This window comes from Streptomyces monashensis (assembly GCF_001866665.1).
Lineage (GTDB): Bacteria > Actinomycetota > Actinomycetes > Streptomycetales > Streptomycetaceae > Streptomyces > Streptomyces monashensis.
The window spans coordinates 61,269-86,996 of the sequence record NZ_MLYO01000027.1 but is presented as its reverse complement, the minus strand read 5'-3'; the positions used below and the strand labels follow the sequence as shown (position 1 = coordinate 86,996).

At 70.2% G+C, this 25,728-nt stretch carries 22 protein-coding genes, 3 tRNA genes and 3 pseudogenes; 14 read left to right on the top strand and 14 right to left on the bottom strand.

Features of this window, described 5'->3' with window-relative positions:
* Positions 1-165 precede the first annotated feature (165 nt).
* Positions 166-339 carry a hypothetical protein gene (locus BIV23_RS50350; RefSeq protein WP_177239925.1) on the bottom strand — a complete coding sequence of 58 codons (174 nt, stop codon included), beginning with the start codon at positions 337-339 and terminating at the stop codon, positions 166-168.
* A gap of 345 nt (positions 340-684) precedes the next feature.
* Here BIV23_RS50350 and BIV23_RS17220 point away from each other — a divergent pair, with 345 nt between their 5' ends.
* On the top strand, positions 685-1,557 hold the full coding sequence (locus BIV23_RS17220) for a helix-turn-helix transcriptional regulator (RefSeq protein WP_177239924.1): 873 nt from the start codon (positions 685-687) through the stop codon (positions 1,555-1,557).
* Between the two features lie 44 nt (positions 1,558-1,601).
* Positions 1,602-2,234: pseudogene (locus BIV23_RS46350) on the top strand (transposase); the annotation flags it as partial.
* A gap of 258 nt (positions 2,235-2,492) precedes the next feature.
* On the opposite strand, the gene BIV23_RS17210 reads toward BIV23_RS46350, so the two are convergent.
* The 3 genes from BIV23_RS17210 to BIV23_RS17195 form a co-directional block, all read right to left on the bottom strand.
* Complete coding sequence (locus BIV23_RS17210) at positions 2,493-3,743, bottom strand: MFS transporter (protein WP_177239923.1); 1,251 nt, start codon at positions 3,741-3,743, stop codon at positions 2,493-2,495.
* Between the two features lie 653 nt (positions 3,744-4,396).
* Positions 4,397-4,651, bottom strand: a complete 255-nt coding sequence (locus BIV23_RS50345; protein ID WP_071381744.1) for a hypothetical protein — start codon at positions 4,649-4,651, stop codon at positions 4,397-4,399.
* Between the two features lie 446 nt (positions 4,652-5,097).
* Positions 5,098-5,577, bottom strand: coding sequence for a hypothetical protein (locus BIV23_RS17195; protein ID WP_071381743.1), 480 nt, complete (start codon positions 5,575-5,577; stop codon positions 5,098-5,100).
* Between the two features lie 146 nt (positions 5,578-5,723).
* Here BIV23_RS17195 and BIV23_RS17190 point away from each other — a divergent pair, with 146 nt between their 5' ends.
* Positions 5,724-5,948 (top strand): hypothetical protein, encoded by a 225-nt coding sequence (locus BIV23_RS17190; RefSeq protein ID WP_071381742.1) that lies wholly within the window; start codon positions 5,724-5,726, stop codon positions 5,946-5,948.
* 78 nt (positions 5,949-6,026) lie between these two features.
* Here BIV23_RS17190 and BIV23_RS17185 read toward each other — a convergent pair.
* From BIV23_RS17185 to BIV23_RS17175, 3 genes are all read right to left on the bottom strand, one after another.
* Positions 6,027-6,103: transfer RNA gene (locus BIV23_RS17185), tRNA-Ile, on the bottom strand.
* A gap of 187 nt (positions 6,104-6,290) precedes the next feature.
* Positions 6,291-6,363 (bottom strand) — tRNA-Asn (locus BIV23_RS17180).
* A 6-nt stretch (positions 6,364-6,369) separates the two neighbouring features.
* A tRNA-Asn gene (locus BIV23_RS17175) sits at positions 6,370-6,442 on the bottom strand.
* A 160-nt stretch (positions 6,443-6,602) separates the two neighbouring features.
* Between BIV23_RS17175 and BIV23_RS17170 the strand changes: the two genes are divergently transcribed.
* The 4 genes from BIV23_RS17170 to BIV23_RS17155 all read left to right on the top strand — a co-directional run bounded on the left by BIV23_RS17170 (position 6,603) and on the right by BIV23_RS17155 (position 12,208).
* Positions 6,603-6,908 (top strand): hypothetical protein, encoded by a 306-nt coding sequence (locus tag BIV23_RS17170; RefSeq protein ID WP_071381741.1) that lies wholly within the window; start codon positions 6,603-6,605, stop codon positions 6,906-6,908.
* A gap of 62 nt (positions 6,909-6,970) precedes the next feature.
* The gene (locus BIV23_RS17165) at positions 6,971-8,410 is read left to right on the top strand and encodes an FGGY family carbohydrate kinase (protein WP_071381740.1); all 1,440 of its coding nucleotides are present in this window, start codon (positions 6,971-6,973) and stop codon (positions 8,408-8,410) included.
* A gap of 139 nt (positions 8,411-8,549) precedes the next feature.
* Positions 8,550-10,283, top strand: a complete 1,734-nt coding sequence (locus BIV23_RS17160) for an ABC transporter ATP-binding protein (RefSeq protein ID WP_071381739.1) — start codon at positions 8,550-8,552, stop codon at positions 10,281-10,283.
* Positions 10,283-12,208, top strand: a complete 1,926-nt coding sequence (locus BIV23_RS17155) for an ABC transporter ATP-binding protein (RefSeq protein WP_071381738.1) — start codon at positions 10,283-10,285, stop codon at positions 12,206-12,208. Before BIV23_RS17160 ends, BIV23_RS17155 begins: the two co-directional genes overlap by 1 nt.
* Before the next feature lie 39 nt (positions 12,209-12,247).
* Here the strand turns inward: BIV23_RS17155 and BIV23_RS17150 are convergent.
* Positions 12,248-13,547: pseudogene (locus tag BIV23_RS17150) on the bottom strand (RNA polymerase sigma factor).
* 132 nt (positions 13,548-13,679) lie between these two features.
* Between BIV23_RS17150 and BIV23_RS17145 the strand changes: the two are divergent.
* A complete protein-coding gene (locus BIV23_RS17145; RefSeq protein WP_071381792.1) occupies positions 13,680-14,045 on the top strand; it encodes a hypothetical protein in 366 nt (121 codons plus the stop codon).
* Positions 14,046-14,054: 9 nt separating this feature from the next.
* Here the strand turns inward: BIV23_RS17145 and dnaG are convergent, their stop codons facing one another.
* The 4 genes from dnaG to BIV23_RS17125 form a co-directional block, all read right to left on the bottom strand.
* Positions 14,055-15,950 (bottom strand): DNA primase, encoded by a 1,896-nt coding sequence (gene dnaG / locus BIV23_RS17140; protein ID WP_071381736.1) that lies wholly within the window; start codon positions 15,948-15,950, stop codon positions 14,055-14,057.
* A 38-nt stretch (positions 15,951-15,988) separates the two neighbouring features.
* Positions 15,989-17,254, bottom strand: a complete 1,266-nt coding sequence (locus BIV23_RS17135) for an NAD(P)/FAD-dependent oxidoreductase (RefSeq protein ID WP_071381735.1) — start codon at positions 17,252-17,254, stop codon at positions 15,989-15,991.
* A 104-nt stretch (positions 17,255-17,358) separates the two neighbouring features.
* Complete coding sequence (locus tag BIV23_RS17130) at positions 17,359-18,633, bottom strand: deoxyguanosinetriphosphate triphosphohydrolase (RefSeq protein ID WP_071381734.1); 1,275 nt, start codon at positions 18,631-18,633, stop codon at positions 17,359-17,361.
* 33 nt (positions 18,634-18,666) lie between these two features.
* A complete protein-coding gene (locus tag BIV23_RS17125) occupies positions 18,667-19,458 on the bottom strand; it encodes a sirohydrochlorin chelatase (RefSeq protein WP_071381733.1) in 792 nt (263 codons plus the stop codon).
* Positions 19,459-19,641: 183 nt separating this feature from the next.
* Between BIV23_RS17125 and BIV23_RS17120 the strand changes: the two genes are divergently transcribed.
* The 3 genes and pseudogenes from BIV23_RS17120 to BIV23_RS53935 all read left to right on the top strand — a co-directional run bounded on the left by BIV23_RS17120 (position 19,642) and on the right by BIV23_RS53935 (position 21,111).
* Positions 19,642-20,319, top strand: a complete 678-nt coding sequence (locus BIV23_RS17120) for a SanA/YdcF family protein (protein WP_071381732.1) — start codon at positions 19,642-19,644, stop codon at positions 20,317-20,319.
* A 6-nt stretch (positions 20,320-20,325) separates the two neighbouring features.
* Positions 20,326-20,530: pseudogene (locus BIV23_RS53220) on the top strand (molybdopterin dinucleotide binding domain-containing protein); the annotation flags it as partial.
* Complete coding sequence (locus tag BIV23_RS53935; RefSeq protein ID WP_107471188.1) at positions 20,497-21,111, top strand: helix-turn-helix domain-containing protein; 615 nt, start codon at positions 20,497-20,499, stop codon at positions 21,109-21,111. The pseudogene BIV23_RS53220 and the gene BIV23_RS53935, both read left to right, overlap by 34 nt.
* On the opposite strand, the gene BIV23_RS17115 is transcribed toward BIV23_RS53935, so the two are convergent.
* Both BIV23_RS17115 and BIV23_RS17110 read right to left on the bottom strand, forming a co-directional pair.
* Complete coding sequence (locus tag BIV23_RS17115) at positions 21,030-21,455, bottom strand: gamma-glutamylcyclotransferase family protein (protein ID WP_071381791.1); 426 nt, start codon at positions 21,453-21,455, stop codon at positions 21,030-21,032. The genes BIV23_RS53935 and BIV23_RS17115 overlap by 82 nt on opposite strands.
* Positions 21,456-21,591: 136 nt before the next feature.
* The gene (locus tag BIV23_RS17110; protein ID WP_071381731.1) at positions 21,592-23,130 is read right to left on the bottom strand and encodes an MFS transporter; all 1,539 of its coding nucleotides are present in this window, start codon (positions 23,128-23,130) and stop codon (positions 21,592-21,594) included.
* Positions 23,131-23,288: 158 nt separating this feature from the next.
* On the opposite strand from BIV23_RS17110, the gene BIV23_RS17105 reads away from it, so the two are divergent.
* The 3 genes from BIV23_RS17105 (at position 23,289) to BIV23_RS17095 (ending at position 25,687) form a co-directional block, all read left to right on the top strand.
* A complete protein-coding gene (locus tag BIV23_RS17105) occupies positions 23,289-24,023 on the top strand; it encodes a TetR/AcrR family transcriptional regulator C-terminal domain-containing protein (protein ID WP_071381730.1) in 735 nt (244 codons plus the stop codon).
* 355 nt (positions 24,024-24,378) lie between these two features.
* Positions 24,379-24,891 carry a hypothetical protein gene (locus tag BIV23_RS17100; protein WP_071381729.1) on the top strand — a complete coding sequence of 171 codons (513 nt, stop codon included), beginning with the start codon at positions 24,379-24,381 and terminating at the stop codon, positions 24,889-24,891.
* 121 nt (positions 24,892-25,012) lie between these two features.
* The gene (locus tag BIV23_RS17095) at positions 25,013-25,687 is read left to right on the top strand and encodes a class F sortase (protein ID WP_071381728.1); all 675 of its coding nucleotides are present in this window, start codon (positions 25,013-25,015) and stop codon (positions 25,685-25,687) included.
* Positions 25,688-25,728: the final 41 nt, after the last annotated feature.

The following is a 25,728-nucleotide window of genomic DNA, read 5'->3' as shown; positions in this document are numbered from 1 at the left end:
ATCACCGTCGTTCACGGCCACCATTGATGGAGAACTGGAAGTAGACCAGCACGCGCACTCCGGGAAGTCTCCCGAAGTCGATGGGCGACAATCCACCCGGTGGAGAGGCGGCTTCTCGCGCTGCGGCGCATCGGGCAGCGGGAACCCGCCGCGCTCTCCGCGCCGTCAGGATGCGGGGAGCTTCACAATATTCCAGCCGACATCGCCGGCTCGTACCACACTCGATCCGGCCGCAGGCACCGCAGCGACGGACGGCGAGAACGAGCCGTGCCCCACAGCTATCGCCACTGTCACACCGACGATGCCGCCGATGAACGCGACGCGTACGGTGCGGGTCATACGAGTAAAGATTGAACGAACATGCACAATGCATCTATCCATTCGTCTGAAGCCCATTGGACACGAGGTAGAAGGCCGGCTCGGCTCCCGCCGGCTCGGCGGCTGGTCACTCCAATGGAGTGAATTGCGCGCCCGACGTGCGGCAGGGCCGACGATTTCAGTCGGGGCAAAACAGCACATACCCGGCTCATGCAACTTTGTCACGTTTTCATAAATTCGGTATACGAATGCCCCAGCAGCGATCAAGCTCCGACCTGGGTCCAATCCTTCCTGAACCACCCCCGAGCAGGCCAAGCGCTAAGATGGCTCCGGTTTTTGCACTGCCAATGTTCACGGGGGTTCAATATGGACAAAGACGAAAAATGGGGAGGGCTCACGGCAGGGCCGAACACCCTATGCGGCGAAGCGAACACCGGGAGTCACTGCCGTCATGTGGCTCCGCCAAACGCTCAGACGAAATCGGATGAGTTCCTCAAGGGAATGGCCAAACACTTGACGGGCCTGAGCCGACTCGTCGATGAGCAGGCCAGCCGACTGCACGACATGCCGTTCGCAGCCGCCAACAGGAACTCGGGTATCCGCGAAATTCACGGCCTATCCACCATCGCTCAGGCCATCGATGACGCACTGTCGGGCTCCCGGCGGGAAATTCTTACCGCGCAGCCAGACGGTCCTCGCCCGAGGAAAGTTCTCGACGACGCCTTGGAAAGCGTGCGGCGTCACGTAGCCGCAGGCGTCGTAATGCGTACTCTCTATCAACACACGACGCGTTTCGACGAGGCGACAAAAGAATATGTCCAGGAGGTGACAAGACTCGGCGCTTCAGTCCGTACGCTCGACGAGTTCTTCGACCGCCTGATCATCGTCGACGACGTCGCCTTCATCGCCGCGAACGCAGATCGCACCTCTGCGGTCGCGGTGAGCGAGCCGGCCGTCGTCAGCTTTCTCCGCGACATGTTCAACAGATCGTGGGATCGAGCAAAGCCCTTCCCGTTCGCCCCAAATTATGCAGCGATGGCGGCAAGGGAGGTCATGCCCGCAATGCGTGACTCGATCAAGCGCCTGCTGATCAACGGCTACCCAGACAAGCAGATAGCCCGGCGGCTCGGCATCAGCGAGCGGTCGCTACAGAGCCACATCGCCAGCATGAAGCGAGAGCTCGGGGCACACAACCGGATGCAGATGGGCTATCTCTGGGGCAGGGGGAAAGGTGATTAGGACGGCCTGAGAGGGCGGGTTGTGAGCATTCAACCGGCTCTGGTGTGACCAGCGACTTATCCGACGAGCAGTGGTCGTTGGCAGAGCCGGTCATCACAGCCTGGAAGGACCGGCACCGGTCGGTGAGCGGCCATCAGGGCGCCCATGCGATGCGGGAGATCGTGAACTCGATCCTCTACCAGGGCAGGACCGGTTGCCCGTGGGCGTACCTCCCGCACGATCTGCCGCCGAAGAGCGCGTCGAACCACTACTTCGCCGCGTGGCGCGACGACGGGACCGACCAGGTCATCCATGAGCTCCCGCGCTGTCAGGTCCGAGAGCGGGCCCGCCGATCAGAGGACCCGACCCTGGTGGTCCTGGACACGCAGAGCGTCCACGTGGCCGCCGGGGTCCCCGCCTCCACGACCGGCCGGGACGCTGCGAAACGGGTCCCCAGTCGCCAACGGGCCCTGGCCGCCGATGTATTGGTCCTGGTCGTCGCGGTCATCGTCCCGGCCGCGAGCACGCACGACAACGCCGCGGGCATCGCCCTGCTGGACCAGGTCGCCGCGCACGGCACCAGCCTGGGCATCGATGTCGAGATCGTCGGACGCAACCCGCGGGACAGGGGGTTCGTCCCGCAGCCGAAACGCTGGAGGGTCGAGCAGACCTACGGGATCGTGGCGCATGGCCGCCGGCGACTACCTGGCGCTGCGCCGCTCATTCGGGTTCGAGCCGGACGAGCCGGGCAAGCTCGACATCCAGCTCTCCGACAGCCTGGACACGGAAGGCGTCGGGCTCCTCGCAGTCGAGCATGCGCTGCAGTGGGCCATCGCGCCGGACGCGTCGCCCTGCCGGCACTGGCTGAGGCTGAGTGCCGCACGCGGATTCGCAAACTGCTTGCATGCCATCGATGCCCGGCACGAGCCTGTGCCGGCAGGCCTGCTGCCGCGCGGCTACCGGCGGGTCTCGACGTCGATCCAGCGGAGTGAAGTCCCGGCGATGGCGAAAACCCCGCCGAGGGCCAGCCAGCCCCATACCGGGAACTGCAGCACGCCGCTTGTCATCACCACCGGTGCAAGCGATGTCGCTGTGGATGTCCCTGATTGGAACAGGCCCTGGTAGGCGCCGGCCTGGCCGTCGGGGGCGAGGTTGTAGCTCAGCGTGGTGCTCGAGGCCGCGAAGTACACCTCGGCGATCGTCATGACCAGCGCCGCGCCCAGGACCAAGACCGTCGCCGCGATCGCCGACCCGGATCGTGACACGACGAAGACTGCGCAGCCCAGGGCCAACAGCCATCCGGCGCGCTCGCCGTGCCGGACCGCGCCGACACTGTCCTCGCTGCCCTTGCTCAGGCGGACCTGGAGCAAGGCGACGAGGGCTGTGTTCATCACGAGCGACACCGCCACGATCGCCCGCGGTGCGCTCGTGTCGCGAACCACCCACAGCGGCAGGCCGACTTCGAAGACGCCGAACTGTAGCGCCAGGACCGTGCATATCGCACTGAACAGCACATAACGCCGATCTCGTAGCACGCCCGAGCGTCGGCGATCCTGCCCGGCGGCTACGGCGGCGGGCGTCTCGGCGATCGGGAGGCCGGCCAGCATGACCGCTGCGACGACGAAGGTCAGACAGTCACCGACGATGACGGCAAAGTAGGCGGTAGGCGTGTTCACGGCGAGCGCGATGCCGCCGACGCCCGCGCCGAGCCCGACCCCGACATTCGCCAGTGCTCGAAGCTTCGCCCGCGCCCTGACCACACCGTCCTGCGGCAGCGCTGTCGCCAGCAGCGCCCGGTACGCGACCACTGCCCCGCGATCCACCGCAGTGATCGGGCAGATCAACAGGAGGAACATCCAGAACGAATGCACTTGCGTATAACCCAAGATCCCCACGGCCTCCGCGGACCAGAGGACCATCAGCACACGGCGGGCACCCCAGCGGTCGGCAGCCCGGCCGAACGGCACGGACGCGAGGATGCCACAAACGCCGCCGAGAGCCAGTCCTGTGCCGAACTGAGCCGCCGTCATGTCCCCGACATGCGTGAAGAACAGCGCACTGTTCACCCGGAACAGACCGTTGCCGAACGTGTTGATCAGTGTCAGAGGCCAGAGCAGCCTGGCAGCGTGGTTCGCGGGCGCCCCGGAGCCTTCGGCCCGGGACGCCCGCGTCTTGGGTAGCGCAGGCATGAGGGAGCGGATTCCCACAGAGTTTCCTCGAATTCTAGCTCTGAGCTCGGCCATGGTTCACGTGACGAGAAATCAGACCTCAGCACATTGAGGATTACCGCCGTTCACGGCCACCATCGATGGAGAACTGGAAGTAGACCAGCACGCGCACTCCGAGCAGTCTCCCGAGGTCGATGGGCGACAATCCACCCGATGGAAAGGCGGCGTCGGCGTCTCGCGCTCCGGCGCATCGGGCAGCAGGAACCCCCCGCGCTCTCCGCGCGGTCAGGATGCGAGGTAGCTGTTCACGTACCCCATTCGAGTAAATTGCGCGTCTGACCTGCGGCAAAGCTGGCGATCGCAGTCGAGGCAAATCCAGCGCATGTCCGTCTCGTCCAACTTTTCCATAAGTTCAATCAACGAGAGGCCCTCAGGCCCCAGCGCCAATCCTTCCTCCACCACCCCCAAGCAGGCCAGGCCCCAAGACGGCTCCGGTTCCCGCACTGCCAATATTCGCGGGGTCTCATGTGGAACAAAAGCGATAAATGCGGACTCATGCATGACCAGTCATTGATCATTACCGAGGGGCGATTGATGCACTATCCACCGGATAAACGCCAACTTTGGCGGTGATCACGACCTGACCTGTGGCTTCGTGCGATCGGGAGGGCTGAGACCCCGCTAGGGACTTTTCAGGGACTTTCAGCGAGATCGGCGAACCATGTCTCGATGACAGCGAGGCCACGCGCGCCGGCCTCCGGCATGAAGTGAGTGTAGGTCCGGAGGGTGAACGCCGGGTCCAGGCCTTTTGGGGCCGGCTTGTCCTCGCCGAGGAACGTGGCGGCCTTGCGGACGATCTCGAGCTCGGTTTCCAGGGCGCCGTCCGTTGTCGATGTCGTCCTGGCGTAACCACTTCGACAACGTGACCGGATGGATGTCGAGGTCAACGGCGGTCTGCTTCTGTTCTTTCCCTGCCCGCACCAGCGCCCTTCGTGAAGGCCGTCAGTCAGCCGGCAGAACTGGAACCTGAGAGGTGGGGCAGGTCATCTGAACTGGCTTGCCCTGTGAGGTGGGTGGGAAGGATGTCGCTGTGCCGCTGCCGACGTCGTTCCACACCAGCGGCGTCGAGGTCAGGTGCCCGTCCCGCTGGATGTCGGCGGCCAGCCGGCGGAACTGCTCGTGCGGCAAGTACCGCGCTGCGGTTCCCCCGCTGTGCGGGAGTGGTCGACTAGCTGATCTGGGCGGGTTGACGTGGTTTCAGGTTCACCGGTTCGGCCGCTGCCTGGACGGCATGGTGCTTCTCCGCCTTCCTCGAAGTCCGGCACCTCGACAAGATGTACGACGCGATCGAGAAGCAGAACGCCGAGCGGATTCTCCACCGGCCTCGCGTCGATCAACTGCAGTCGAACCGCGACGACGCACACCGGGCCTGGGTGAAGGCGGCCGGGAAGATGGAGGAACGGCGAGCCGCCCGCCGGTCCTTCCTCGGCGCAAGCGCGGCCCTCGATGACGGCAAGAAGGGGCTGCGGAAGATCACCTCCGCCGCCACCATGCACCGCATCGACAACACCCGCAGCTCGGCCCTGTCCTGGGGGATCAGGCGCGAGCACGCGTTCTCCAAGAACTGGGCACAGCTCTTGGAGCTGCCGCCGGTCACCCGGCCGAAGCCGCTCGTCCGGACGCCCGAGCGCGTCGAGCACCGGAAGCGAACCGGCGAGAAGCCCGGCCCAGACATGGTCTGGACACCGGAACTGACCGCGATTTCCTTGACTTCGTCAAGACTGACTGGCTCTACGAGCTGTGGCGCTCGTTCATCTTCCTCGGCCCCCGTCGCGGCGAGATGGGCCGCCCTGCCGTGGACGGAGGTCAGCACCGACGCCCTGTGGTTGCGGATCTCCCAGCAGATCGTGGAAGTCGTGGCCAGGCGACGTCGCCGTCTTCTTCGTCCACGGTGCACGGCAGAAAGGGGATCTCAGGGCCGTTGGAGCGCAGGCCCAGACCGGCTCCGGCCTCTTCGGCATGATCACCCTGTCCGGCCGGGGACAGGACGACGCCGCGAACGGTGCCCTGAAGCGGATGGGCGACCACTGCGCCGCAATCGACCTGGAGTTGGTCCGAGTGAAGAACTGCGACGACCGGTATCCGGAGGAGCAGCGAGCCGACCTCTCGCTCACGCGCTTCACGATTGCCCGCTCCGGGCCTGCAGGCCCAGGTGTGCCCCTGGATCTTGAACTGAACGGATGAACGGGGGTCGCCACCCGCGGGTGGCGACCCCCGTTCTCGCGTTTCCGCAGGTTAGATCGATTCTGCACCTGCGGGTGCTGGTGGGGCGGGTGGGACTCGAACCCACGGCCGACGGATTATGAGTCCGCTGCTCTAACCGGCTGAGCTACCGCCCCATAGCGGCGTGTCGCGTACACGTGTGCGCGCCGTCTGCCGCAGCATAGCCGCTCATACGATCTCCTGCTTCGGATGGTCGGCTTCTGCGCTGCTCATGATCCTGAGGACACCACCGCGGCCGCGCCGGTTCCCGCGGACATGAAGCGGGCATGAAAAAGGACCCCTGAGGGGTCCTCGATCACTGCGCTCCCCCGACTGGACTCGAACCAGTAACCTGCCGGTTAACAGCCGGCTGCTCTGCCAATTGAGCTACGGAGGACCGAAGCTCCCCCGACTGGACTCGAACCAGTAACCTGCCGGTTAACAGCCGGCTGCTCTGCCAATTGAGCTACGGAGGATCGCCTCGATTGCTTCGAACGCACCTGCCTGGGTATTCGCCAGGGGGCGGGCGCTCGCTGCGACACATACATTAGCGCAAGCAGGGGGGTGCTCCGCCAATCGGTTCCCCTCGGTGCCCACGTCGCACCAGCAGACCCAGGCAAGGGAAGGGTGGCAGCCATGCGCTACCGGCTCACGTTCGTCGCCGGACTGGCCCTCGGTTACGTACTCGGCACCAGGGCCGGACGCGAACGCTACGAGCAGCTGAAGAAGGCCGTGCGCCGGATCGCGGAGAACCCGGCCGTCCGGAACACCGCCGAGACCGCCGCCCAGCAGGGCCGCCAGTACGCGGGCAAGGCCTTCCACACGGTCAGCGGCAAGGTCGGCGACCGGGTACCCGAGACGGTGAGCCAGCGGGTCCGCAACCTGCGCGAGCGCAACCTCAACGGCACCCCCGAGGACGACTGGGGCACGAGCAACACCTGAACCCCCACCCCTTTGGCCGCCCCTGACCCAAGCATCCTCAGGAATGCTGCAAAATTCGGTGCATGGGGATAGTCGCCGGCTTGGACAGCTCGCCAGATTTCACGCGCATCGTCGTCTGTGACGCGGACACCGGTGCCGTACTGCGGCAGGGCTACGCCCCGCACCCGGTGGAGGGCCGCCCCAGCGACATCGACCCCCAGGCCTGGCTGCTCTCCCTCGGCGAGGCCGCCGGCGGCGGTCTGCTGGAGGGCGTGCAGGCCATCGGGGTCTCGGCCCAGCAGAACGCCCTCGTCCCGCTGGACGCCCAGGGCAACACCGTGCGCCCGGCGCTGGTCGGCGGCGACAAACGGGCGCAGGTCGCGGCGGCCGATCTGCTCGACGCGCTCGGCGGGCGCGAGGCGTGGGCGCAGGCCGTGGGGAGCGTGCCGCAGGCCGCGGCGCCGGTCACCAAGCTGCGCTGGCTGGCGAAGAGCGAACCCGAGAACGCCCGCCGCACGGCCGTACTGCTCCAGGCGCACGACTGGCTGGTGTGGCAGTTGCTCGGCCGGCCCGTGCGCCGGACGACCGACCGCGGCGGAGCCTCCTCGACCGGGTACTGGTCGGCCGCCACCGCCGCCTACCGGCCCGATCTGGTCGAGCTGGCGCTCGGGCACCAGGCGATGCTCCCGGAGGTGATCGGCCCGTCCGACGCGGCCGGTACGACCCCGGAGGGGCTGCTGATCTCGGCCGGGACCGGGGAGACCATGGCCGCCGCGTTCGGGCTCGGGATCGGGCTGGGGGACGCGGTGGTCAGCCTCGGGGCGTCCGGGTCGGTCATGGCCGTCCACCCGGAGGCGCTCGCCGACCAGACCGGGATGATCACCTCCCTCGCCGACGCGACCGGCATGCACCTGCCGGTCGTCACCACCCTGAACGCCGTACGGACCCTGCGCGGCGCCGCCGAACTGCTCGGCCTGCCCGATCTGGAGAGCCTGTCCGATCTGGCGGCGAAGTCGACGCCCGGGGCGCACGGACTGGTGCTGCTGCCCTATCTGGAAGGTGAGCGGACGCCGAACCTGCCGCACACCGCCGGGACGCTCGCGGGGCTGCGCCGGGAGTCGATGAAGCCGGAACACCTGGCGCGGGCCGCGTTCGAGGGCATGCTCTGCGGGCTCGGCGACGCGCTGGACGTGCTGCGCGGGCGGGGCGTGGACGTGCGGCGGATCTTCCTGCTGGGTCAGGCCGCCGAACTGCCCGCCGTGCAGGCCTCGGCGCCCTCGCTGTTCGGCGCGCAGGTCGTCGTGCCGCAGCCGGCGGACTACGCGGCGATCGGCGCGGCCCGGCAGGCCGCCTGGGCGCTCGGTGTGTCGCAGGGCACACTCGACCCGCGCACCCCGCCGGCCTGGCAGGGCGCGGCGGCGCAGGTGCTGGAGCCGGGCGACGAGCTGGCGGTGGGTCAGGCGGTACGGCAGCAGTTCACGGCCGTGCGGGAGCAGACGCACCCGGGGGCGTTTCACTCGTAAGCGTCGTACGAGCTTCCGCACGCGTGGCCGTACGCGCTCGTCCGCCGGTTAAATCACTTGAGGTAACGCGGGTGGAGTGTCGGACGATAGGGGCCAAGGGCAACCGAACCGCCCTTTCGCCGACTCCGAGAGACGCAGCGTGCTCATACGACTTCTACGGGCCTACCTCAGGCCCTACAAGAAACCCATCGCCCTGCTGGTGCTGCTCCAGTTCCTCCAGACGTGTGCCACCCTCTATCTGCCCACCCTCAACGCGCACATCATCGACAACGGTGTCGTGAAGGGTGACACGGGTTACATCCTGTCCTTCGGCGCCCTCATGATCGGCATCTCGCTGGCCCAGGTCATATGCAACATCGGCGCCGTCTACTTCGGTGCGCGGACCGCCTCCGCGATCGGCCGGGACGTGCGCGGTGCCGTCTTCGACCGGGTGCAGTCCTTCTCCTCGCGTGAGCTGGGCCACTTCGGTGCCCCCTCCCTCATCACCCGTACGACGAACGACGTGCAGCAGGTCCAGATGCTGGCCCTGATGACGTTCACGCTGATGGTGTCGGCGCCCATCATGTGCGTCGGCGGCATCGTGATGGCCCTCGGCCTCGACGTGCCGCTGTCCGGGGTGCTGGTGGCCGTCGTTCCGGTGCTCGCGATCTGCGTCACGCTGATCGTGCGCCGGCTGCGGCCGCTGTTCCGCTCGATGCAGGAACGCCTCGACACGGTGAACCGGGTGCTGCGCGAGCAGATCAGCGGCAACCGGGTGATCCGCGCCTTCGTGCGGGACGGTTACGAGCAGGAGCGGTTCGGGAGGGCGAACGGCGACCTGACCGAGATGCAGCTGGCCACCGGCCGGATGCTCGCGCTGATGTTCCCCGTCGTCATGACCGTGGTGAACGTGTCGTCGATCGCGGTCGTGTGGTTCGGCGCACACCGCATCGACAGCGGCGACATGAAGATCGGCGACCTGACCGCGTTCCTCGCCTATCTGATGCAGATCGTGATGTCCGTGATGATGGCCACCTTCATGTTCATGATGGTGCCGCGCGCGGAGGTCTGCGCCGAGCGCATCCAGGACGTCCTCGCGACCGACTCCAGCGTGGTGCCGCCCACGGAGCCCGTCACCGAACTGCGGGCGCGCGGCCATCTGGAGATCCGCGCGGCCGGCTTCCGCTATCCGGGGGCCGAGGAGCCGGTGCTGAAGGGCGTCGACCTTCTCGCCCGGCCGGGTGAGACGACCGCCGTGATCGGCTCCACCGGCAGCGGCAAGTCCACGCTCCTCGGGCTGGTCCCACGACTGTTCGACGCGACCGACGGCGAGGTCCTGGTCGACGGCGTGGACGTGCAGCGGGTCGACCCGCGGCTGCTGGCGAGGACGGTCGGCCTGGTCCCGCAGAAGCCGTACCTGTTCGCGGGCACGGTCGCGACCAACCTGCGCTACGGCAATCCCGACGCCACCGACGAGGAGCTGTGGCACGCGCTGGAGGTGGCGCAGGCCAAGGACTTCGTCAGCAAGCTGGAGGGCGGCCTCGACGCGCCCATCGCGCAGGGCGGCACGAACGTGTCGGGTGGTCAGCGCCAGCGCCTCGCGATCGCCCGCACCCTCGTCCAGCGCCCGGAGATCTACCTCTTCGACGACTCCTTCTCCGCCCTCGACTACGCCACCGACGCGGCGCTGCGCGCGGCGCTCGGCCGGGAGACCGCCGAGGCCACCGTCGTCATCGTCGCCCAGCGCGTGGCGACCATCCGGGACGCGGACCGCATCATCGTGCTGGACGAGGGCCGGATCGTCGGCAGCGGCCGGCACCAGGAGCTGATGGCGGGCAACGAGACCTACCGGGAGATCGTGCTCTCCCAGCTGACGGAAGCGGAGGCTGCCTGATGGCCGGGCCCATGCGCATGATGGCCGGGAGCGGTCCCGACCAGCGCTCCATGGACTTCAAGGGGTCGAGCAAACGGCTCCTCGCCCAGTTCAGACCCGAACGGGTCACGATCTGCGCCCTGCTGCTGTGCACGGTCGCCAGCGTGGCCCTGAGCGTGATCGGCCCGAAGATCCTCGGCCGGGCCACCGACCTGGTCTTCTCCGGCATCATCGGCCGGCAGATGCCCGCCGGTGCCACCAAGCAGCAGGTCCTCGAGCAGATGCGGGCCCACGGCCGGGGCGCGGTCGCGGACATGCTGGGGAGCACCGCGTTCACCCCGGGCAAGGGCATCGACTTCGGGGCCGTCGGCAACGTCCTGCTGCTCGCGCTCGGCACGTTCATGGCCTCCGGCCTGCTGATGGCGATCGCGACCCGGCTGGTCAACCGGACCGTGAACCTCACCATGCTCCGGCTGCGCGAGCAGGTGCAGACGAAGCTGTCCCGGCTGCCGCTGTCGTACTTCGACAAGCGCCAGCGCGGTGAGGTGCTCTCGCGCGCGACCAACGACATCGACAACATCGGCCAGACGCTCCAGCAGTCGATGGGCCAGCTGATCAACTCCCTGCTCACCATCGTCGGCGTGCTGGTGATGATGTTCTGGGTCTCCTGGATCCTGGCGCTCGTCGCCCTCGTCACCGTGCCGCTGTCGGCGCTGGTGGCGACCCGGGTCGGCAAGCGGTCCCAGCCGCACTTCGTGCAGCAGTGGCGCACGACGGGCAAACTGAACGCCCACATCGAGGAGATGTACACCGGGCACACCCTGGTGAAGGTGTTCGGCCGCCAGGAGGAGTCGGCGCGGCAGTTCGCCGAGCAGAACCAGGCGCTGTACGAGGCAGGGTTCAAGGCGCAGTTCAACAGCGGTGTGATGCAGCCGCTGATGATGTTCGTCTCCAACCTGAACTACGTGCTGGTCGCCGTGGTCGGCGGACTGCGGGTCGCCTCCGGCTCGCTGTCCATCGGTGACGTCCAGGCCTTCATCCAGTACTCGCGGCAGTTCTCGATGCCGCTGACGCAGGTCGCCTCGATGGCGAACCTGGTGCAGTCCGGCGTCGCCTCGGCGGAGCGGGTCTTCGAACTCCTCGACGCCGAGGAGCAGGAGGCCGACCCGGTACCGGGCGAGCGGCCCGAGGAGCTGCGCGGACGGGTCCGCCTGGAGCACGTGTCCTTCCGGTACGACCCGGAGAAGCCGCTGATCGAGGACCTCTCGCTCACGGTGGAGCCCGGTCACACGGTCGCGATCGTCGGCCCGACCGGCGCGGGCAAGACCACGCTGGTCAACCTTCTGATGCGGTTCTACGACGTCTCGGGCGGCCGGATCACCCTGGACGGCGTCGACGTCCGGCGGATGACCCGCGACGAACTGCGGTCCGGGATCGGCATGGTGCTCCAGGACACCTGGCTGTTCGGCGGCACGATCGCGGAGAACATCGCGTACGGCGCCGCGCGCGAGGTCACTCGCGGGGAGATCGAGGAGGCGGCCCGGGCGGCCCACGCCGACCGGTTCATCCGCACCCTGCCCGAGGGCTACGACACGGTGATCGACGACGACGGCACGGGAGTCAGCGCGGGTGAGAAGCAGCTCATCACCATCGCGCGGGCGTTCCTGTCCGACCCGGTGATCCTCGTCCTGGACGAGGCGACGAGCTCCGTGGACACCCGCACGGAGGTCCTGATCCAGAAGGCCATGGCCAAACTGGCGCACGGCCGCACGTCGTTCGTGATCGCCCACCGGCTCTCCACGATCCGGGACGCCGACACCATCCTCGTGATGGAGAACGGCTCGATCGTGGAACAGGGCGCGCACGCCGAGCTGTTGGCGGCGGACGGCGCGTACGCGCGGCTCTACAAGGCGCAGTTCGCGCAGGCGGTGGCCGAGGTGGACTGACAGCGCAGAGGGGCCGCCCGTCCCGGGCGGCCCCCCGCTTCAGTCCAGATAGCCCCGCAGCTGGTCCGCGAACGCGTGATCCCGGAGCTTGTTGAGGGTCTTGGACTCGATCTGCCGTATCCGCTCCCGTGTGACGCCGAAGATGCGGCCTATCTCCTCCAGCGTGCGGGGCCGGCCGTCGGCGAGGCCGTAGCGGAGCTGGACGACCTTGCGCTCCCGCTCCCCCAGCGTGGACAGCACCGCCTCCAGGTGCTGCCGCAGCAGCAGGAACGCGGCCGACTCGACCGGGCTCGCGGCGTCGCCGTCCTCGATGAGGTCACCGAGGGCCACGTCCTCCTCCTCGCCGACCGGGGCGTGCAGGGAGACCGGTTCCTGGGCGAGCCGCAGCACCTCGCTGACCCGCTCGGGCGGCAGGTCGAGGTGGGCGGCGACCTCGTCGGGCGTCGGCTCGTACCCCCGCTCCTGGAGCATCCGGCGCTGCACGCGCACGACCCGGTTGATCAGCTCGACCACGTGCACCGGGACGCGGATGGTGCGGGCCTGGTCGGCCAGCGCCCGGGACATGGCCTGGCGGATCCACCAGGTGGCGTACGTCGAGAACTTGTAGCCGCGGGCGTAGTCGAACTTCTCCACCGCGCGGATCAGCCCGAGGTTGCCCTCCTGGACGAGGTCGAGCATGGTCAGCCCGCGTCCGACGTACCGCTTGGCGACCGAGACGACGAGCCGCAGGTTGGCCTCGATGAGCCGCCGCTTGGCCATCCGTCCCATCACGACGAGCCGGTCCAGGTCGAGCGCCAGCCTGGTGTCCAGGTCGGGGGTGTTGGCCAGCTTCTCCTCGGCGAACAGGCCGGCCTCGACCCGGCGGGCGAGTTCGACCTCCTCGGCGGCGGTGAGCAGCGGGATGCGCCCGATCTCGCGCAGGTACTGGCGGAACAGATCGGCGGAGGGGCCACCGGAGTCGGCCCGTGCGGCGACCGGTGCGACGGCGGGTTCGTCGGGCTCCTCGGGCTCTTGGGGCTCGTCCGTGAGCGCGTCCGCCGGCGGTTCGGCCGGCTCGGCGGGCGTGTCCTGCGGGTGCCCGTCACCGCGGCGCTGCGGGGGCACGGCCCCGAGGACGTCCGGCTCGGCGTCCGGCTCGTCCGCGGTGACGGTGGTGGCGCGGGTGGTGCGGGTGGCACGGGTGGCGCTGTCGGTCTGAGTGAGGGTCTGGGTCTGCACGGGGGCGACCTCCAGGATGATCGCTGCCGACCGAGTGCGACAGCGCTACTTCGGGAGCGGAGAGTCGACGGCCTGCGCTCCGAGGACTCGGGCACCGCCCCCAGTGTGGAGTACGACACATCCCCGCCACGAGGGGCGTGCGGTGACTTTTTGCGTTCGCCTGGTGACCGGATGGTTACTCAGCTCGTTGGACTATCCGAATGACATATGCGGCCAAGAGTGGGGCGCATCGACATGAGGCAGGATGGAAGGCATGAGCGAGATGGACGAGCTGCGGCGCCGCGTGGAGGCGCTGGAGGCGCGGGTGGACGAGGCCATGGCGGAGCGCACGACGACCCACAACCTCGCCGTGGGGGCGGACCGCGACGTGGCGGCTCTCCAGGTGCAGCGGCGTGCCGACATGCAGGTGATCAGGGCTCTGCGGGAGACACAGCTCGAACACGGCAAGACGCTGGCGGAGCACGGCAAGTTGCTCGGCGCCCTGGTGTCCGGCCAGGTGGCGATGATGGAGCAGATCGGAACACTCACCGGGCAGGTCGGGTCCCTCACCACACAAGTCGGCGCGATCACCGACCACCTCGGCATCGCACCTCCCGAGCAGCCCCGGGAAGAGGGCTAGCCAGCCCCTTTACAGCGCCTCCGCGCCGCGGGTCTTCAGGGACTGGTCGTACTGCTGGAGGACCCACAACTCGTTGTGCGCGGAGGCCAGTTGGGCCGGGTCGCCGCCGGCTTCCAGGCGGCGGGCGGTGATCTGGAGTTCCTGGACGCGGCGCTCCACGGCACGGCGGCGGACGGTCACGAGCTGTTCGCCCGCGTAGTTCTCGTCGACCGTGCGGCGCATGATCGCCTCCACGGCCAGCTCGGTGACCATGGCGCGGACCGTGTCGTCGGGGGCCGCCTCGCGGACCCGGACCAGGTACTCCTGGCTGTCCTGCACGCCGTACTCGGCGCCGCCCGCGTCCAGGATCGCCTGGCGGACGGCGGCGTAGGGGGCGGCCGTGAACTCGTCCACGCCGTACGCGTCGAAGGCCGGGGAGACCAGCTCCGGGCGCTGGAGGGCGAGTTTGAGCAGCTCGCGTTCGGTGGCGTAGATCGGGTTGCGGAGCTGGAGGGCGGGGCCCGCCGCGGCGGGGCGGGCGGCGGCCTCGTACGACCGCGGGCCCGCCGGGGCCGGGCCCTGGCCGCCGCGCTCGCGCGCCCAGCGGGCCAGCTGGGCCACCCGCTTGACCACGAACTGGGTGTCGAGGATGCCGAGCATGCCGGCCAGTTGGACGGCGACCTCGTGCTGGGCGCCGCTGTTCTTGATCCGGGCGACGATGGGGGCCGCCTCGTCCAGGGCGCCGGCGCGGCCCGCCGGGGTGTCCAGGTCGTAGCGGTTCACGATCTGGCGCAGCGCGAACTCGAAGAGCGGGGTGCGCGGTTCGGCCAGGTCGGCCACCGCCTCGTCGCCCTTCGCGAGACGCAGCTCGCAGGGATCCATGCCGTCCGGCGCGATCGCGATGTACGTCTCGGCGGCGAACTTCTGGTCGTCCTCGAAGGCGCGCAGCGCGGCCTTCTGGCCGGCCGCGTCGCCGTCGAAGGTGAAGATCACGCGGGCCGAGCCGTTGTCCAGCAGCAGGCGGCGCAGGATCTTGATGTGCTCGCCGCCGAAGGCCGTGCCGCAGGTGGCGATCGCGGTCGTCACGCCGGCGAGGTGGCAGGCCATGACGTCGGTGTAACCCTCGACGACCACGGCCCGGCTGGCCTTGGCGATGTGCTGCTTGGCCAGGTCGACGCCGTAGAGGACCTGGGACTTCTTGTAGATCGCCGTCTCGGGGGTGTTGAGGTACTTGGGGCCGTTGTCCGCCTCGTACAGCTTGCGGGCGCCGAAGCCGACGACCTCGCCGCCGATGTCCCGGATGGGCCACATCAGGCGGCCGCGGAAGCGGTCGATGGGCCCGCGGCGGCCTTCCTGCGACAGCCCGGACAGGACCAGTTCCTTGTCCGTGAAACCCTTGCCGCGCAGATAACGGGTGAGGTGGTCCCAGCCCTGGGGGCTGTAGCCGACGCCGAAGTGGACGGCCGCGGCCTGGTCGAAGCCGCGCTCGGCGAGGAAGGCCCGGCCGGTCTCGGCCTCGGGGCTGGTGGCCAGCTGCTCGGCGTACCACTGCGCGGCGATCTTGTGCGCCTCGACCAGGCGGATCCGCTCGCCGCGCTGGTGGGCCGGGTTGTACCCGCCCTCCTCGTAGCGCAGCGTGATGCCCGCCTGGGCGGCGAGCCGCTCCACCGCCTCCGAGAAGGAGAGGTGGTCCACCTTCATCACGAAGGTGATGGTGTCGCCGCCCTCCTGGCAGCCGAAGCAGTGGAAGAGCCCCTTGCTCGGGCTGACCTGGAAGGACGGCGACTTCTCGTCGTGGAACGGGCACAGGCCCTTGAGATTGCCGCCGCCCGCGCTGCGCAAGTGGAGGTACTCGGAGACCACGGCGTCGATCGGGACCGCGTCCCGTACCGCCTTCACGTCCTCGTCGTTGATCCGTCCTGCCACGAGGCGATTCTACGGGGCCGCACCGACACTCCCGATGGTCAGGAGGCGAGGCCGTCCAGGGGCACGTGCGGGTCGGCCAGGGCCTCCGTGTCCACCTGGGCCCGCGAGCGGATCAGCTTCTGGACGGGGTCTGTGACATCCCACACGTTCACGTTCATCCCGGCCAGCACGCGTCCCTCCTTCACCCAGAACGCGATGAACTCCCGCTTGCCGGCGTCACCCCGGATCACCACCTCGTCGTACGACCCCGGCGGTGCCCAGCCGCTGTACTCCATCCCCAGGTCGTACTGGTCGGTGAAGAAGTACGGCACCCGGTCGTAGCTGATCTCCTGGCCGAGCATCGCGCGGGCGGCGGCCGGGCCGCCGTTGAGGGCATTGGCCCAGTGCTCCACCCGCAGCCGGGTGCCGAACAGGGCGAGCGGGAAGCTCGCCACGTCGCCGGCCGCGTAGATGTCGGGGTCGGAGGTGCGCAGCCGCTCGTCGACGACGATGCCGCCGCCGTGCGCCCGGTCGGCGATCTCCAGCCCGGCCGCCTCCGCGAGACCGGTCCGGGGCGCCGCGCCGATCGCCGCGAGGACGTCGTGCGCCGGGTGCTCCTCGCCGTCGTCGGTGCGGGCCGCGAGCACCATGCCGTCCTGGCCGACGATCTCGGTGAGCTGCCGCCCGAAGTGGAAGCGGACGCCGTGCTCGCGGTGCAGCTCGGCGAAGACGTTGCCCAGCTCGGGGCCGAGCACGTGGTGCAGCGGGGTCGGCGACGGGTCGATCACCGTGACCTCCGCGCCGTACTCGCGGGCCGCCGCCGCGACCTCCAGGCCGATCCAGCCGGCGCCCGCGATCACCAGGTGCCCGTTGTCCCGGCCGAGCGAGCCGAGCACGCCCTTGAGCCGCTCGGCGTGGGCGAGCCGGCGCAGATGGTGCACGCCCGCGAGGTCGGTGCCGGGGATGTCGAGGCGGCGCGGCTCGGCGCCGGTGACCAGCAGCAGCTTGTCGTAGCGGACGAGGGTGCCGTCGTCGCCGAAGCGGACCGTCTTCGCCGCGCGGTCGATGCGGTCGACGAACTGGCCGAGGTGCAGCTCGACGTCGTTGCGCGCGTACCAGGCGGGCTCGTGCACGAAGACGCTGTCGCGCTCCTCCTTGCCGAGCAGGTAGCCCTTGGACAGCGGCGGGCGTTCGTAGGGGTGGTCGCGCTCGTCGCTGATCAGTATCACCCGGCCGGTGAAGCCCTCCGCCCGGAGCGTCTCGGCCGCCTTCGCGCCGGCGAGACCGCCCCCGACGATGACGAATGTCTGATCCGCGTCGACCACTTGATGCCTCCTCGTAAGGATGTCGCCATGTGTGAGCGTCCCGCACGCAGCGTCCTGCGGGAAGAGGGAGTGACCCGATCAGGCCACCGGAGGTCACTTTCCTCTCACATATGCCCCGTCAGTCTCGCGTGCAGGGACCGCGCGGACATGTCCGTGAGGGAGGCGATCTGGTCGACGATCACCCGCTTGCGCGCGTGGTCGTCGCCTGCCCCGTCGAACAGGGCCCGAAACTGCGGATCAAGACCGTCCGGCGCGCGAACCGTGAGCGCCTGCGCCAGTTCGGCCACGATCACCCGCTGGTCCGCGCGCTCCCGCTCCTGCTCGGCGCGCTGCATGACGTACCGGTCCGCGACCGCCTTGAGCACCGCGCACTCCATCCGGGCCTCGCGGGGTACGACGAGTTCGGCGCCGTAGCGGGTGAGCCGGCCGGTGCCGTACGCGGCGCGCGTGGCCCCCTCGGCGGCCAGGCAGAACCGGCCGATGAGCTGGCTGGTGGTGTCCTTCAGCCGGGCCTGGGCGACCGCGGTGCCGTCGTAGCCGTGCGGCCACCATTCCGCGTCCTGGAGGCGGTCGAGGGCGGCGGAGAGCTCGGCGGGGTCGGTGTCCGCCGGGACGTAGCGGCCGACGGCGACCTCGAACACCGCCTGCCGTTCGGAGTCGGCGTACAGGCAGTTGGGGTCGATGTGACCGGCGTGCAGACCGTCCTCGACGTCGTGCACCGAGTACGCCACGTCGTCCGACCAGTCCATCACCTGGGCCTCGAAGCAGGTGCGGGTGCCCGGCGCCGGGCCTCTGACCCAGTCGAACACCGGGCGGTCGTCCTCGTACACGCCGAACTTCCGCGACGCCGGGTCGGTGGGGTGGGCGCCGCGCGGCCAGGGGTACTTGGTGGCGGCGTCGAGGGTGGCGCGGGTGAGGTTGAGGCCGACGGAGCGTTCCGCCACGAACCGCTTGGGCTCGATGCGGGTGAGGAGCCGCAGGGACTGGGCGTTGCCCTCGAAGCCGCCGCAGTCGGCCGCGAAGTCGTTCAGCGCCTGTTCGCCATTGTGGCCGAAGGGCGGGTGACCGAGGTCGTGGGCGAGGCAGGCCGCCTCGACCAGGTCGGGATCACAGCCGAGGGCCGCGCCCAGTTCGCGGCCCACCTGGGCGCATTCCAGGGAGTGGGTGAGCCGGGTGCGGGGGCTGGCGTCCCAGGCCTGGCTCCGGGTGCCGGGGGTGACCACCTGTGTCTTGCCGGCGAGGCGGCGCAGGGCGGCCGAGTGGAGGATGCGGGCGCGGTCTCGCTGGAAGGCGGTGCGGCCCGGGCGTTTGTCGGGTTCGGGGGCGTAGCGCTCGGCCGAGGTGGAGCCGTAGATTCCGTTCGGTGCGGTGCCTTCCATGGCTCGACAGTAAGCCAGGCAGGCCGCTCCCCCTCAGGCGGCTTGCGCCGACGGCGTCGCCAGGCTCTGCTCGTAACGCCGCACGACCAGCCGGGCCATCGCCGGATGGTCCCCCAGCGGCGCCGCGGCGAGCCAGGGCGCCGCGGCCGCGCACTGGGTGGCGAAGCGGCCCGGGGCGGTGAAGCAGGAGGCGACCGCCACCCGGTGGCGGCCCCGCGCCGCCAGGGTGCGCAGGGCCGCCGGGACCGTCGGGCCGGCCGCCGCGGCGTAGGCCGGCAGGACGGGGACGCCCAGGCGGTCGGCGAGGAGGCGGGCGGTGCGGCGGGTGTCCGTGGCCGAGTCGGGGTCGCGGGAGCCGGCCGCGGCCAGGACCACCGCGCCGGAGCGGCGCGTGGCCTCGTCCGGATCCGTCGGCCAGCCGGCCTCCAGCAGGCGGTCGTACAGGGCCTCCGCCAGGAGCGGGTGCGGGCCGAGCGGGGGCGCCACGCGCACGTCCGCCCGCGCCTCGGCCGCCATCGCGGGGATGTCGCGCTTGACGTGGTAACCCCGGCTGAGCAGGAGCGGGACGAGGACGGCGGGGGCGCCGCCGAGCGCGGCGAGGGTGTCCGGCAGGAGCGGCGCGTTCAGCTCGATGTGGCCGAGGCGGACGGCCAGGCCGGGGCGCAGCTCGCGTACGCGGTCCCTGAGGGCCGTCACGGCGGCGAGCGCGCGCGGGTCCCGGCTGCCGTGCGCGACCAGGACCAGGGCGGGCCGGTCCGGGCGGCGGCAGGGCGGGGGGACCAGGCGGATGCGGGGCCCGGAGCGGGGAGGGGTCGACGCCGTCATGGATCGATCCTGCCGGGGCCGCGTTGCGGGGCCGTTGCCTGGCCGTCACGGGTGTTTTCCGCGGCTTCACGTCGTACACCTGCGCGGTGTGAGGCGAAACCGGATCCGGGGCGCCGGCGTCCTCCATGGTCGGGACCGCTCGCTTCGGGACCGCTCACCGGGGACGTCGGGGGGATGTGACGTATGAGGAACCGTCGACCGCGGCTGCCGCGCACCCGCACCGGGCAGCGGCGGCTGGTGCAGGCCGTGATGGCCGTGTGTGTGCTGGCGCTGCTGCCGGTGACGTGGCTGTACGCGTCCACGGCGGACCGGCTGCGCACGGTGGCCGACGCGCCGGCGGCGAAGATCGCCGTGGTGTTCGGGGCCGGGCTGTGGAACGGGGAGCCGTCGCCGTACCTCGCGCACCGGCTGGACGCGGCGGCGGCGCTGTACCGGGCGGGCCGGGTGAAGGTCGTCCTGGTGACCGGCGACAACAGCCGCACCGACTACGACGAGCCCGACGCCATGCGCGCCTACCTCAGCAGGCACGGCGTACCGGCCGGACGGGTCGTGCGTGACTACGCCGGATTCGACACCTGGGACTCCTGCGTGCGGGCCCGGAAGATCTTCGGGGTGGACCGGGCGGTGCTGATCAGCCAGAACTTCCACATCCGACGCGCGGTGGCGCTGTGCGAGGCGGCGGGCGTCACCTCGTACGGGGTCGGGGTCGCCGAGAACCACGACGTGACCTGGTACTACGGCGGAACCCGCGAGGTGTTCGCGGCCGGCAAGGCGGTCCTGGACGCGGTGTTCCGTCCGGATCCACAGTTCCTCGGACCGAGGGATCCGGGGGTGGCGCGGGCGCTCGCGGCGGGGCGCTGAACTTCGCCGACGCCGTGCGCCTCACGGCGGGCCGGGCCATGGCGCCCCGCTCGGGTCACCTCCGCCATCCCGCCCGGACACCGTGTTCATGCCCTTCCACCGGCCGGACGCGGGCCACGCCAACGCCCTGACCAACCCGGCACTCGCGCCCACGTCCCCGATGCCGGAGATCACGTCGTGCGCGGTGCGAGTGGAAGCATTGCGGAGTTGAGTGTGTCGGCAGACCTCAACGATCCCCAGCGCGCGCATTTGGCGAGGGCGTTCGGGTCCGCCCGCGCCGTGTGGAACGACGCCCTGCGTCTGCGGCGCGACGCCTATGACAAGGGGCTTCCGTATCCAAGCGCGACCGAGCTGTCCCGGCAGGTCATCGCGCAAGCCAAGCAGACTCCGCAACGAGCCTGGCTCTGCGAGGTTTCAGCGGTGGTGCTCCAGCAGTCCCTGCGCGATCTCGAGACGGCGTACAGCAACTTCTTCATCTCCAAAGGCAGCGCCCGTAAGGGCCCGTCGGCGGGTCCGCCAAGAATGAAGAGGAGGCAGTGCTCGCAGAAGCAGGAACCCACCCGAAACCGCTGCACGCGGCGGGGCAGGCGGGGCAGGCGGGGCAGGCGGGAATCACCCGCACTCACACGGGTGAGGACGTCAAGAGCACAACACGCTGTTCCTCTTTGGTTCGGCGTCAACGCTTGCAAGGACTCGTACAGCCGAACTGATCAGCGCCTGCACCAGTCGCCGCCCTCGATCCTGGTGCCGTGGGCACGCAGGCGGGCGGTGACCGGCGGGGCGGCGAGGTAGACCCAGGCGGGGGCGGCACTGCCGTCGGCGCGTACGACGTGCCGGGCGACGCGTTCGTAGAGGTTGCCCGGGTCACCCGGGGCGTACTCCTCCAGCCGGTCCAGTGCGGCGAGCAGGCCGTCGTACGACTCGGGGCGGGCGGTGACCAACTCCCCGTGTATCTCCGCGCCTTGGTGCTCGACGGCGTAGGGGTATCCGGGCCCGTCGTAGAGCACGGCACCCGGCAGCCGGGCCGGTTCCTCGGCGGTGGTGCGGCCGCGCAGGAACAGGTCGTGGTTGGCCTCGCCGGGACGCAGGGTGCCGTAGACGAAGAAAGGCAGCCGGGTCCCCGGTTCCGAAGTGATCACAGAAACGATTCTGTACCCGCAACGGCATCGCCGGCGACGGTGACGGCACCGCCTTCGGACCACTGGACAACCCACGGCGGGAAGCCCGGAAGGCCGGTGCCCCGCGGGCACCGGCCTTTCCCGTCGCGTCCGGTCAGACAGCCAACTCCGGCTCGGACTCCTGCTCCTGCTCCTGCTCCTGCTCCGGGGACTGGGCGGGCTGCTGCGGCTTGCGGTCGCGCATCACGGCCGTGGCCAGCACCGCCGCCGCCAGGACACCCGCCGCGCTGACCGTGAAGGTGGTGGTCATCGAGGAGGTGAAGGCCTCGCGGGCCGCGTGGAGGATGGCCGGGTGGGCTGTGGCGACCGCGCCGGCGATGGACTCGCGGGCCGGGAGGGGGGCGTCGGCAGGCATCCGGTCGGTGTAGCCGCTCGCGAGCAGTGAGCCGAGGATCGCGATGCCGAGGGCCGTACCGGCCTGCTGGATGGTGTCGTTCAGGGCCGAGCCGACGCCCGCCTGCTCCGGCGGGATGGTGCCCATCAGCGCGCCGACCGCCGCCGGCATGGCCGCACCCGCGCCGAGACCGAGCAGGCCCAGGGCGATCGCCGGGACGACGAAGCCGGAGCCGGCGTCGACCGTGGTGAGGACCGCGAAGGACGAGACCATGATCAGCATGCCGAGGAGGATGACGATGCGGTTGCCGGTCTTCGCGGCCAGCTTCACGCCTCCCGCGTTGCCGATGATCGCGGTCACGGCCAGCGGCAGGAAGGCCAGGCCCGCCTTGATGGGCGAGTAGCCGAGGACGAACTGCAGGTACTGGGTGAGGACCAGCAGCAGACCTCCGTTGCCGATCTGCACCAGAGCCAGGGAGAGCGAACCGCCCCTGAAGTTGCGCTGCTTGAAGAGGACCAACGGGACCATCGGGGAGGCGGTGACGTTCTCCCAGAGCACGAAGCCCGCCAGCGTGAGCACCGCCGCCGCGAGCACCGGCAGCTGGCCGGCGGCGAACGCGCCGTGCTGCGGGATCTCGATGATCCACCAGACCAGCGCGGTCATCCCGGCGGCGGACAGGATCGCGCCCAGCGGGTCGGGCTTCTGCCACGGCGCCCTCGACTCCGGCATCAGGGTCACACCGGCGAGCAGGGCCAGGGCGACGACGGGGACGTTCAGGAAGAAGATCGCGTGCCAGGAGAAGTGGGCGATCAGCAGCCCGCCCAGCACGGGGCTGCCCACCAGGCCGAGCATCGACACCGAGCCCCAGGCCGCCATCGCCCGGCCGCGCTCCTTCTCGTCGAAGACCGTGATGAGGATGGAGAGGGTGGACGGCATGATCAGCGCCCCGCCGACACCCATCGCGATCCGCAGCGCGACGACCTGGCCCGGATCCGCGGCGAACGTCCCCGCCAGTGACGCCGCACCGAAGAGCAGCAGCCCGGTCAGCATCACCTTCCGGCGGCCGAAGCGGTCACCGAGGCTGCCGGAGGTGAGCAGCAGACCGGCGAAGACCAGGACGTAGGAGTCGAGAATCCACTGGATGTCCTGGGCGCTCGCGTGGAGGTCCTCGGTCATCGAGGGCACGGCCACGGTGAGCGCCATGCTGTCGATCGTCAGGACGAGGGTGCTCAGGCAGAGCACGATGAGGATCCACCAGCGGCGCGAGCTGCGGTCTTCCGAGTTTTCCCGGCTCTTCATGGGTTTCCCTCCCTGGCGCGTACAGCGTTCTCGCTGCGCGTACATCGTTCCGCTCGATGCGCACACTGTACGCACTGCGGAACAGTGTGCGCAACCCTTGCACTCTGTACGCTGGATGCGAACGACGTACGCACGCAGGCATGCAGAGGAGTCCGCAGATGGCCCCACGGACCGACCCGAACCCGATCCCCTCCGTCTGGGCCCGGCAGCGGCGGGAGCCCGACCAGCCGTCCCTCAGCCGGGAGGCGATCGTGCGCGAGGCGATCGCCATGCTGGACACGGACGGCGTCGAAGCGCTCAGCATGCGCAAGCTCGGCGCCCGGCTGAACGCGGGCGCGACCTCGCTCTACCGGCACGTGGCCACCAAGGACGAGCTGATGGAGCTGGCCGTGGACGAGGTCGCCGCCGAGATCCGGGTGCCGGCGGGCACCGAGGCCGACTGGCGGGCGGGCGCCACCGAGGCCGCGCGGTCCTTCCGGGCCGCCGCACTGCGCCACCCATGGGTGTCCTCGGTGATGGGCCAGGCGGGCCTCGTCTACCTGGGCCCCAACCTGATGGCGTTCAACGAGCGGCTCGCCGCGCTGTTCGTCGAGGCCGGCTTCCCCGAGGCCGACGCGGCGATCAGCACCCTGCTCGGCTACGTGCTGGGCATGAGCACCACCGAGGCGGCGTGGCTCACCACGGTCGCCCGTTCCGGCCACACCGAGGCCGAGTTCGTCTCCCGCCTGCTGCCCGCCGCCCAGCAGGCCGCGGCCGGCCACGACAACCTCTCCGCCGCCTACGCCGCCACCGACGTGACGGCCGTCCGGGACCCCGCCCGGGAGCGGGACGCCAAGTTCGGGTACGGCCTCGACGTCGTCCTGGACGGCCTGGCCGCGCGACTGCCGCATTAGCCCCTGCCGCTTCCCGCGTGCCACCGGGACACGGCTTCCGTCTCCGTATGGCCGCCACCGCGCGCCGGCCCGCGGACCCGGCCGTACGCCCACCGGCCGGACCCGGGGAGCGCTGACATGCCGTCATCGGTTCCATGACGCCCGTCGCGCCATTCGTGTGTTCTTCGCGCCGGTCGCTTCCGCGCGCCCTTCGCACCGCTGTGACCTGCTGACACACCGCTCGGGTTGGGCCGTGTGGGGGGCGGGGGGTGACACCCGTTCGCCGCATTCCTGATGGGTCATCAGCAGGCGGAAGCCCGTGACTGCGACTTACCTCGATAGCGAACAGCCGAATCGCGAAGGTCTGGGGAACACCATGCGCCGCACCGCCCGTCTGCTGACCGGTATCGCGCTCGTCGGGGCGGCCGCGGCGCCCGCCTGGGCCGGCACCGCCGACGCCCTGGACGTCACTCCCGGCACGGTGGTGCCGGGCGGTCACGTCACGGTGAACACGGCCGCCTGCGGGAAGAACAGCGGCGGCGCGACCGGGGACGCGGGCGCGGTCGGCGCCGGCACCTTCCTGCTGGCGCCGAGCGCGCACGAGGGCGACGTGATCGGCCAGTTCGCGGTGCCGGAGAGCGCACAGCCGGGGACGTACGAGATCGTCGCCAGGTGCGCGGAGGGCAACCGGCAGGTGACGGGCGACCTCGTGGTGGCCCTGACCGCGGCGCACGGACAGGTGCAGCCGCACGGCAGTCTCAAGACGGGGGTCGGCGGCGCACTCGGCCCCGACCCCGTGCACACCGCGGCGGGTGTGGCGGCGCTGGCCGTCGCCGCCGCGGGCGGTACCTGGCTCCTGCATCGCCGGGCGAGAGGCGACGGGATCTGACGGACACCCTCCGCTGTCCGTCCGCCGGTACCGCACTTCCCGCCCCCTCCGGGTCCGATGCCCCTCGCGGCCCGGAGGGGGAGGGGATTTTCGGGGGTACGCCCCCGGGAGAGGGATCGACATGCGCAAAAGCGCCAGGAGAGCCGGGCGCGCCAGGAGTGCCGGGCTCGGCCGCGGCGCCCGGCTCGGCGACACCGCGATAGCCACGGTCACCGTCGTGGCCCTCGGTTCCGGGATGTGGCTGCTCGGCGGCGCCGGGACGCACGCACCGCCGCAGCCCGCCACCGCGGAGGGCCGCCCGGACCCGGGCGGCGAGCCCCCCGCGGCCCGCGCCCTGGCCCCCTCGCCGCCCACCCGGATCCGCATACCGGCGATCCGCGTGAACGCCCCGCTGATGGGCCTGGCCCTGACCGCCTCGGGCAGCCTGGACGTGCCACCCGCGCGGAACAAGAACCTGGCCGGCTACTACGAGGCCGGCACCCTGCCCGGCGAGACGGGCACCGCGATCGTCGCCGGGCACGTCGACAACGCCCAGGGGCCCGCCGTCTTCTACGACCTCGGCGCGCTCGAGCGGGACGCCCGCATCGAGGTGGACCGCCTCGACGGCTCCGTGGCCGTGTTCAGCGTGGACGCGGTCGAGGTGTACGCGGCCCGCGACTTCCCCGACGAGAAGGTCTACGGCGCGGCCCGCCGACCGGAGCTGCGCGTCATCACCTGCGGCGGCGGCTACTCGCCGACGACGGGGTACCAGGGCAACGTGGTGGTGTTCGCGCACCTGACGGGAAGCCGTCCCTGAGCCGCGCCCGTAGGGGCGCGGGGAACTGCGCGAGCAACCAC

What these genes read in the sequence shown, in the direction of transcription:
- BIV23_RS17095 (WP_071381728.1), top strand. Translation starts at nt 25,013, where the DNA reads ATGCGCAAAAGCGCCAGGAGAGCCGGGCGCGCCAGGAGTGCCGGGCTC.
- BIV23_RS17190 (WP_071381742.1), top strand. Translation starts at nt 5,724, where the DNA reads ATGATCACCCTGTCCGGCCGGGGACAGGACGACGCCGCGAACGGTGCC.
- BIV23_RS17170 (WP_071381741.1), top strand. Translation starts at nt 6,603, where the DNA reads ATGCGCTACCGGCTCACGTTCGTCGCCGGACTGGCCCTCGGTTACGTA.
- BIV23_RS17130 (WP_071381734.1), bottom strand. Translation starts at nt 18,633, where the DNA reads ATGGAAGGCACCGCACCGAACGGAATCTACGGCTCCACCTCGGCCGAG.
- BIV23_RS17125 (WP_071381733.1), bottom strand. Translation starts at nt 19,458, where the DNA reads ATGACGGCGTCGACCCCTCCCCGCTCCGGGCCCCGCATCCGCCTGGTC.
- BIV23_RS17165 (WP_071381740.1), top strand. Translation starts at nt 6,971, where the DNA reads ATGGGGATAGTCGCCGGCTTGGACAGCTCGCCAGATTTCACGCGCATC.
- BIV23_RS17220 (WP_177239924.1), top strand. Translation starts at nt 685, where the DNA reads ATGGACAAAGACGAAAAATGGGGAGGGCTCACGGCAGGGCCGAACACC.
- BIV23_RS17100 (WP_071381729.1), top strand. Translation starts at nt 24,379, where the DNA reads ATGCGCCGCACCGCCCGTCTGCTGACCGGTATCGCGCTCGTCGGGGCG.
- BIV23_RS17155 (WP_071381738.1), top strand. Translation starts at nt 10,283, where the DNA reads ATGGCCGGGCCCATGCGCATGATGGCCGGGAGCGGTCCCGACCAGCGC.
- BIV23_RS17120 (WP_071381732.1), top strand. Translation starts at nt 19,642, where the DNA reads ATGAGGAACCGTCGACCGCGGCTGCCGCGCACCCGCACCGGGCAGCGG.
- BIV23_RS17105 (WP_071381730.1), top strand. Translation starts at nt 23,289, where the DNA reads ATGGCCCCACGGACCGACCCGAACCCGATCCCCTCCGTCTGGGCCCGG.
- BIV23_RS17110 (WP_071381731.1), bottom strand. Translation starts at nt 23,130, where the DNA reads ATGAAGAGCCGGGAAAACTCGGAAGACCGCAGCTCGCGCCGCTGGTGG.
- BIV23_RS17145 (WP_071381792.1), top strand. Translation starts at nt 13,680, where the DNA reads ATGAGCGAGATGGACGAGCTGCGGCGCCGCGTGGAGGCGCTGGAGGCG.
- BIV23_RS50350 (WP_177239925.1), bottom strand. Translation starts at nt 339, where the DNA reads ATGACCCGCACCGTACGCGTCGCGTTCATCGGCGGCATCGTCGGTGTG.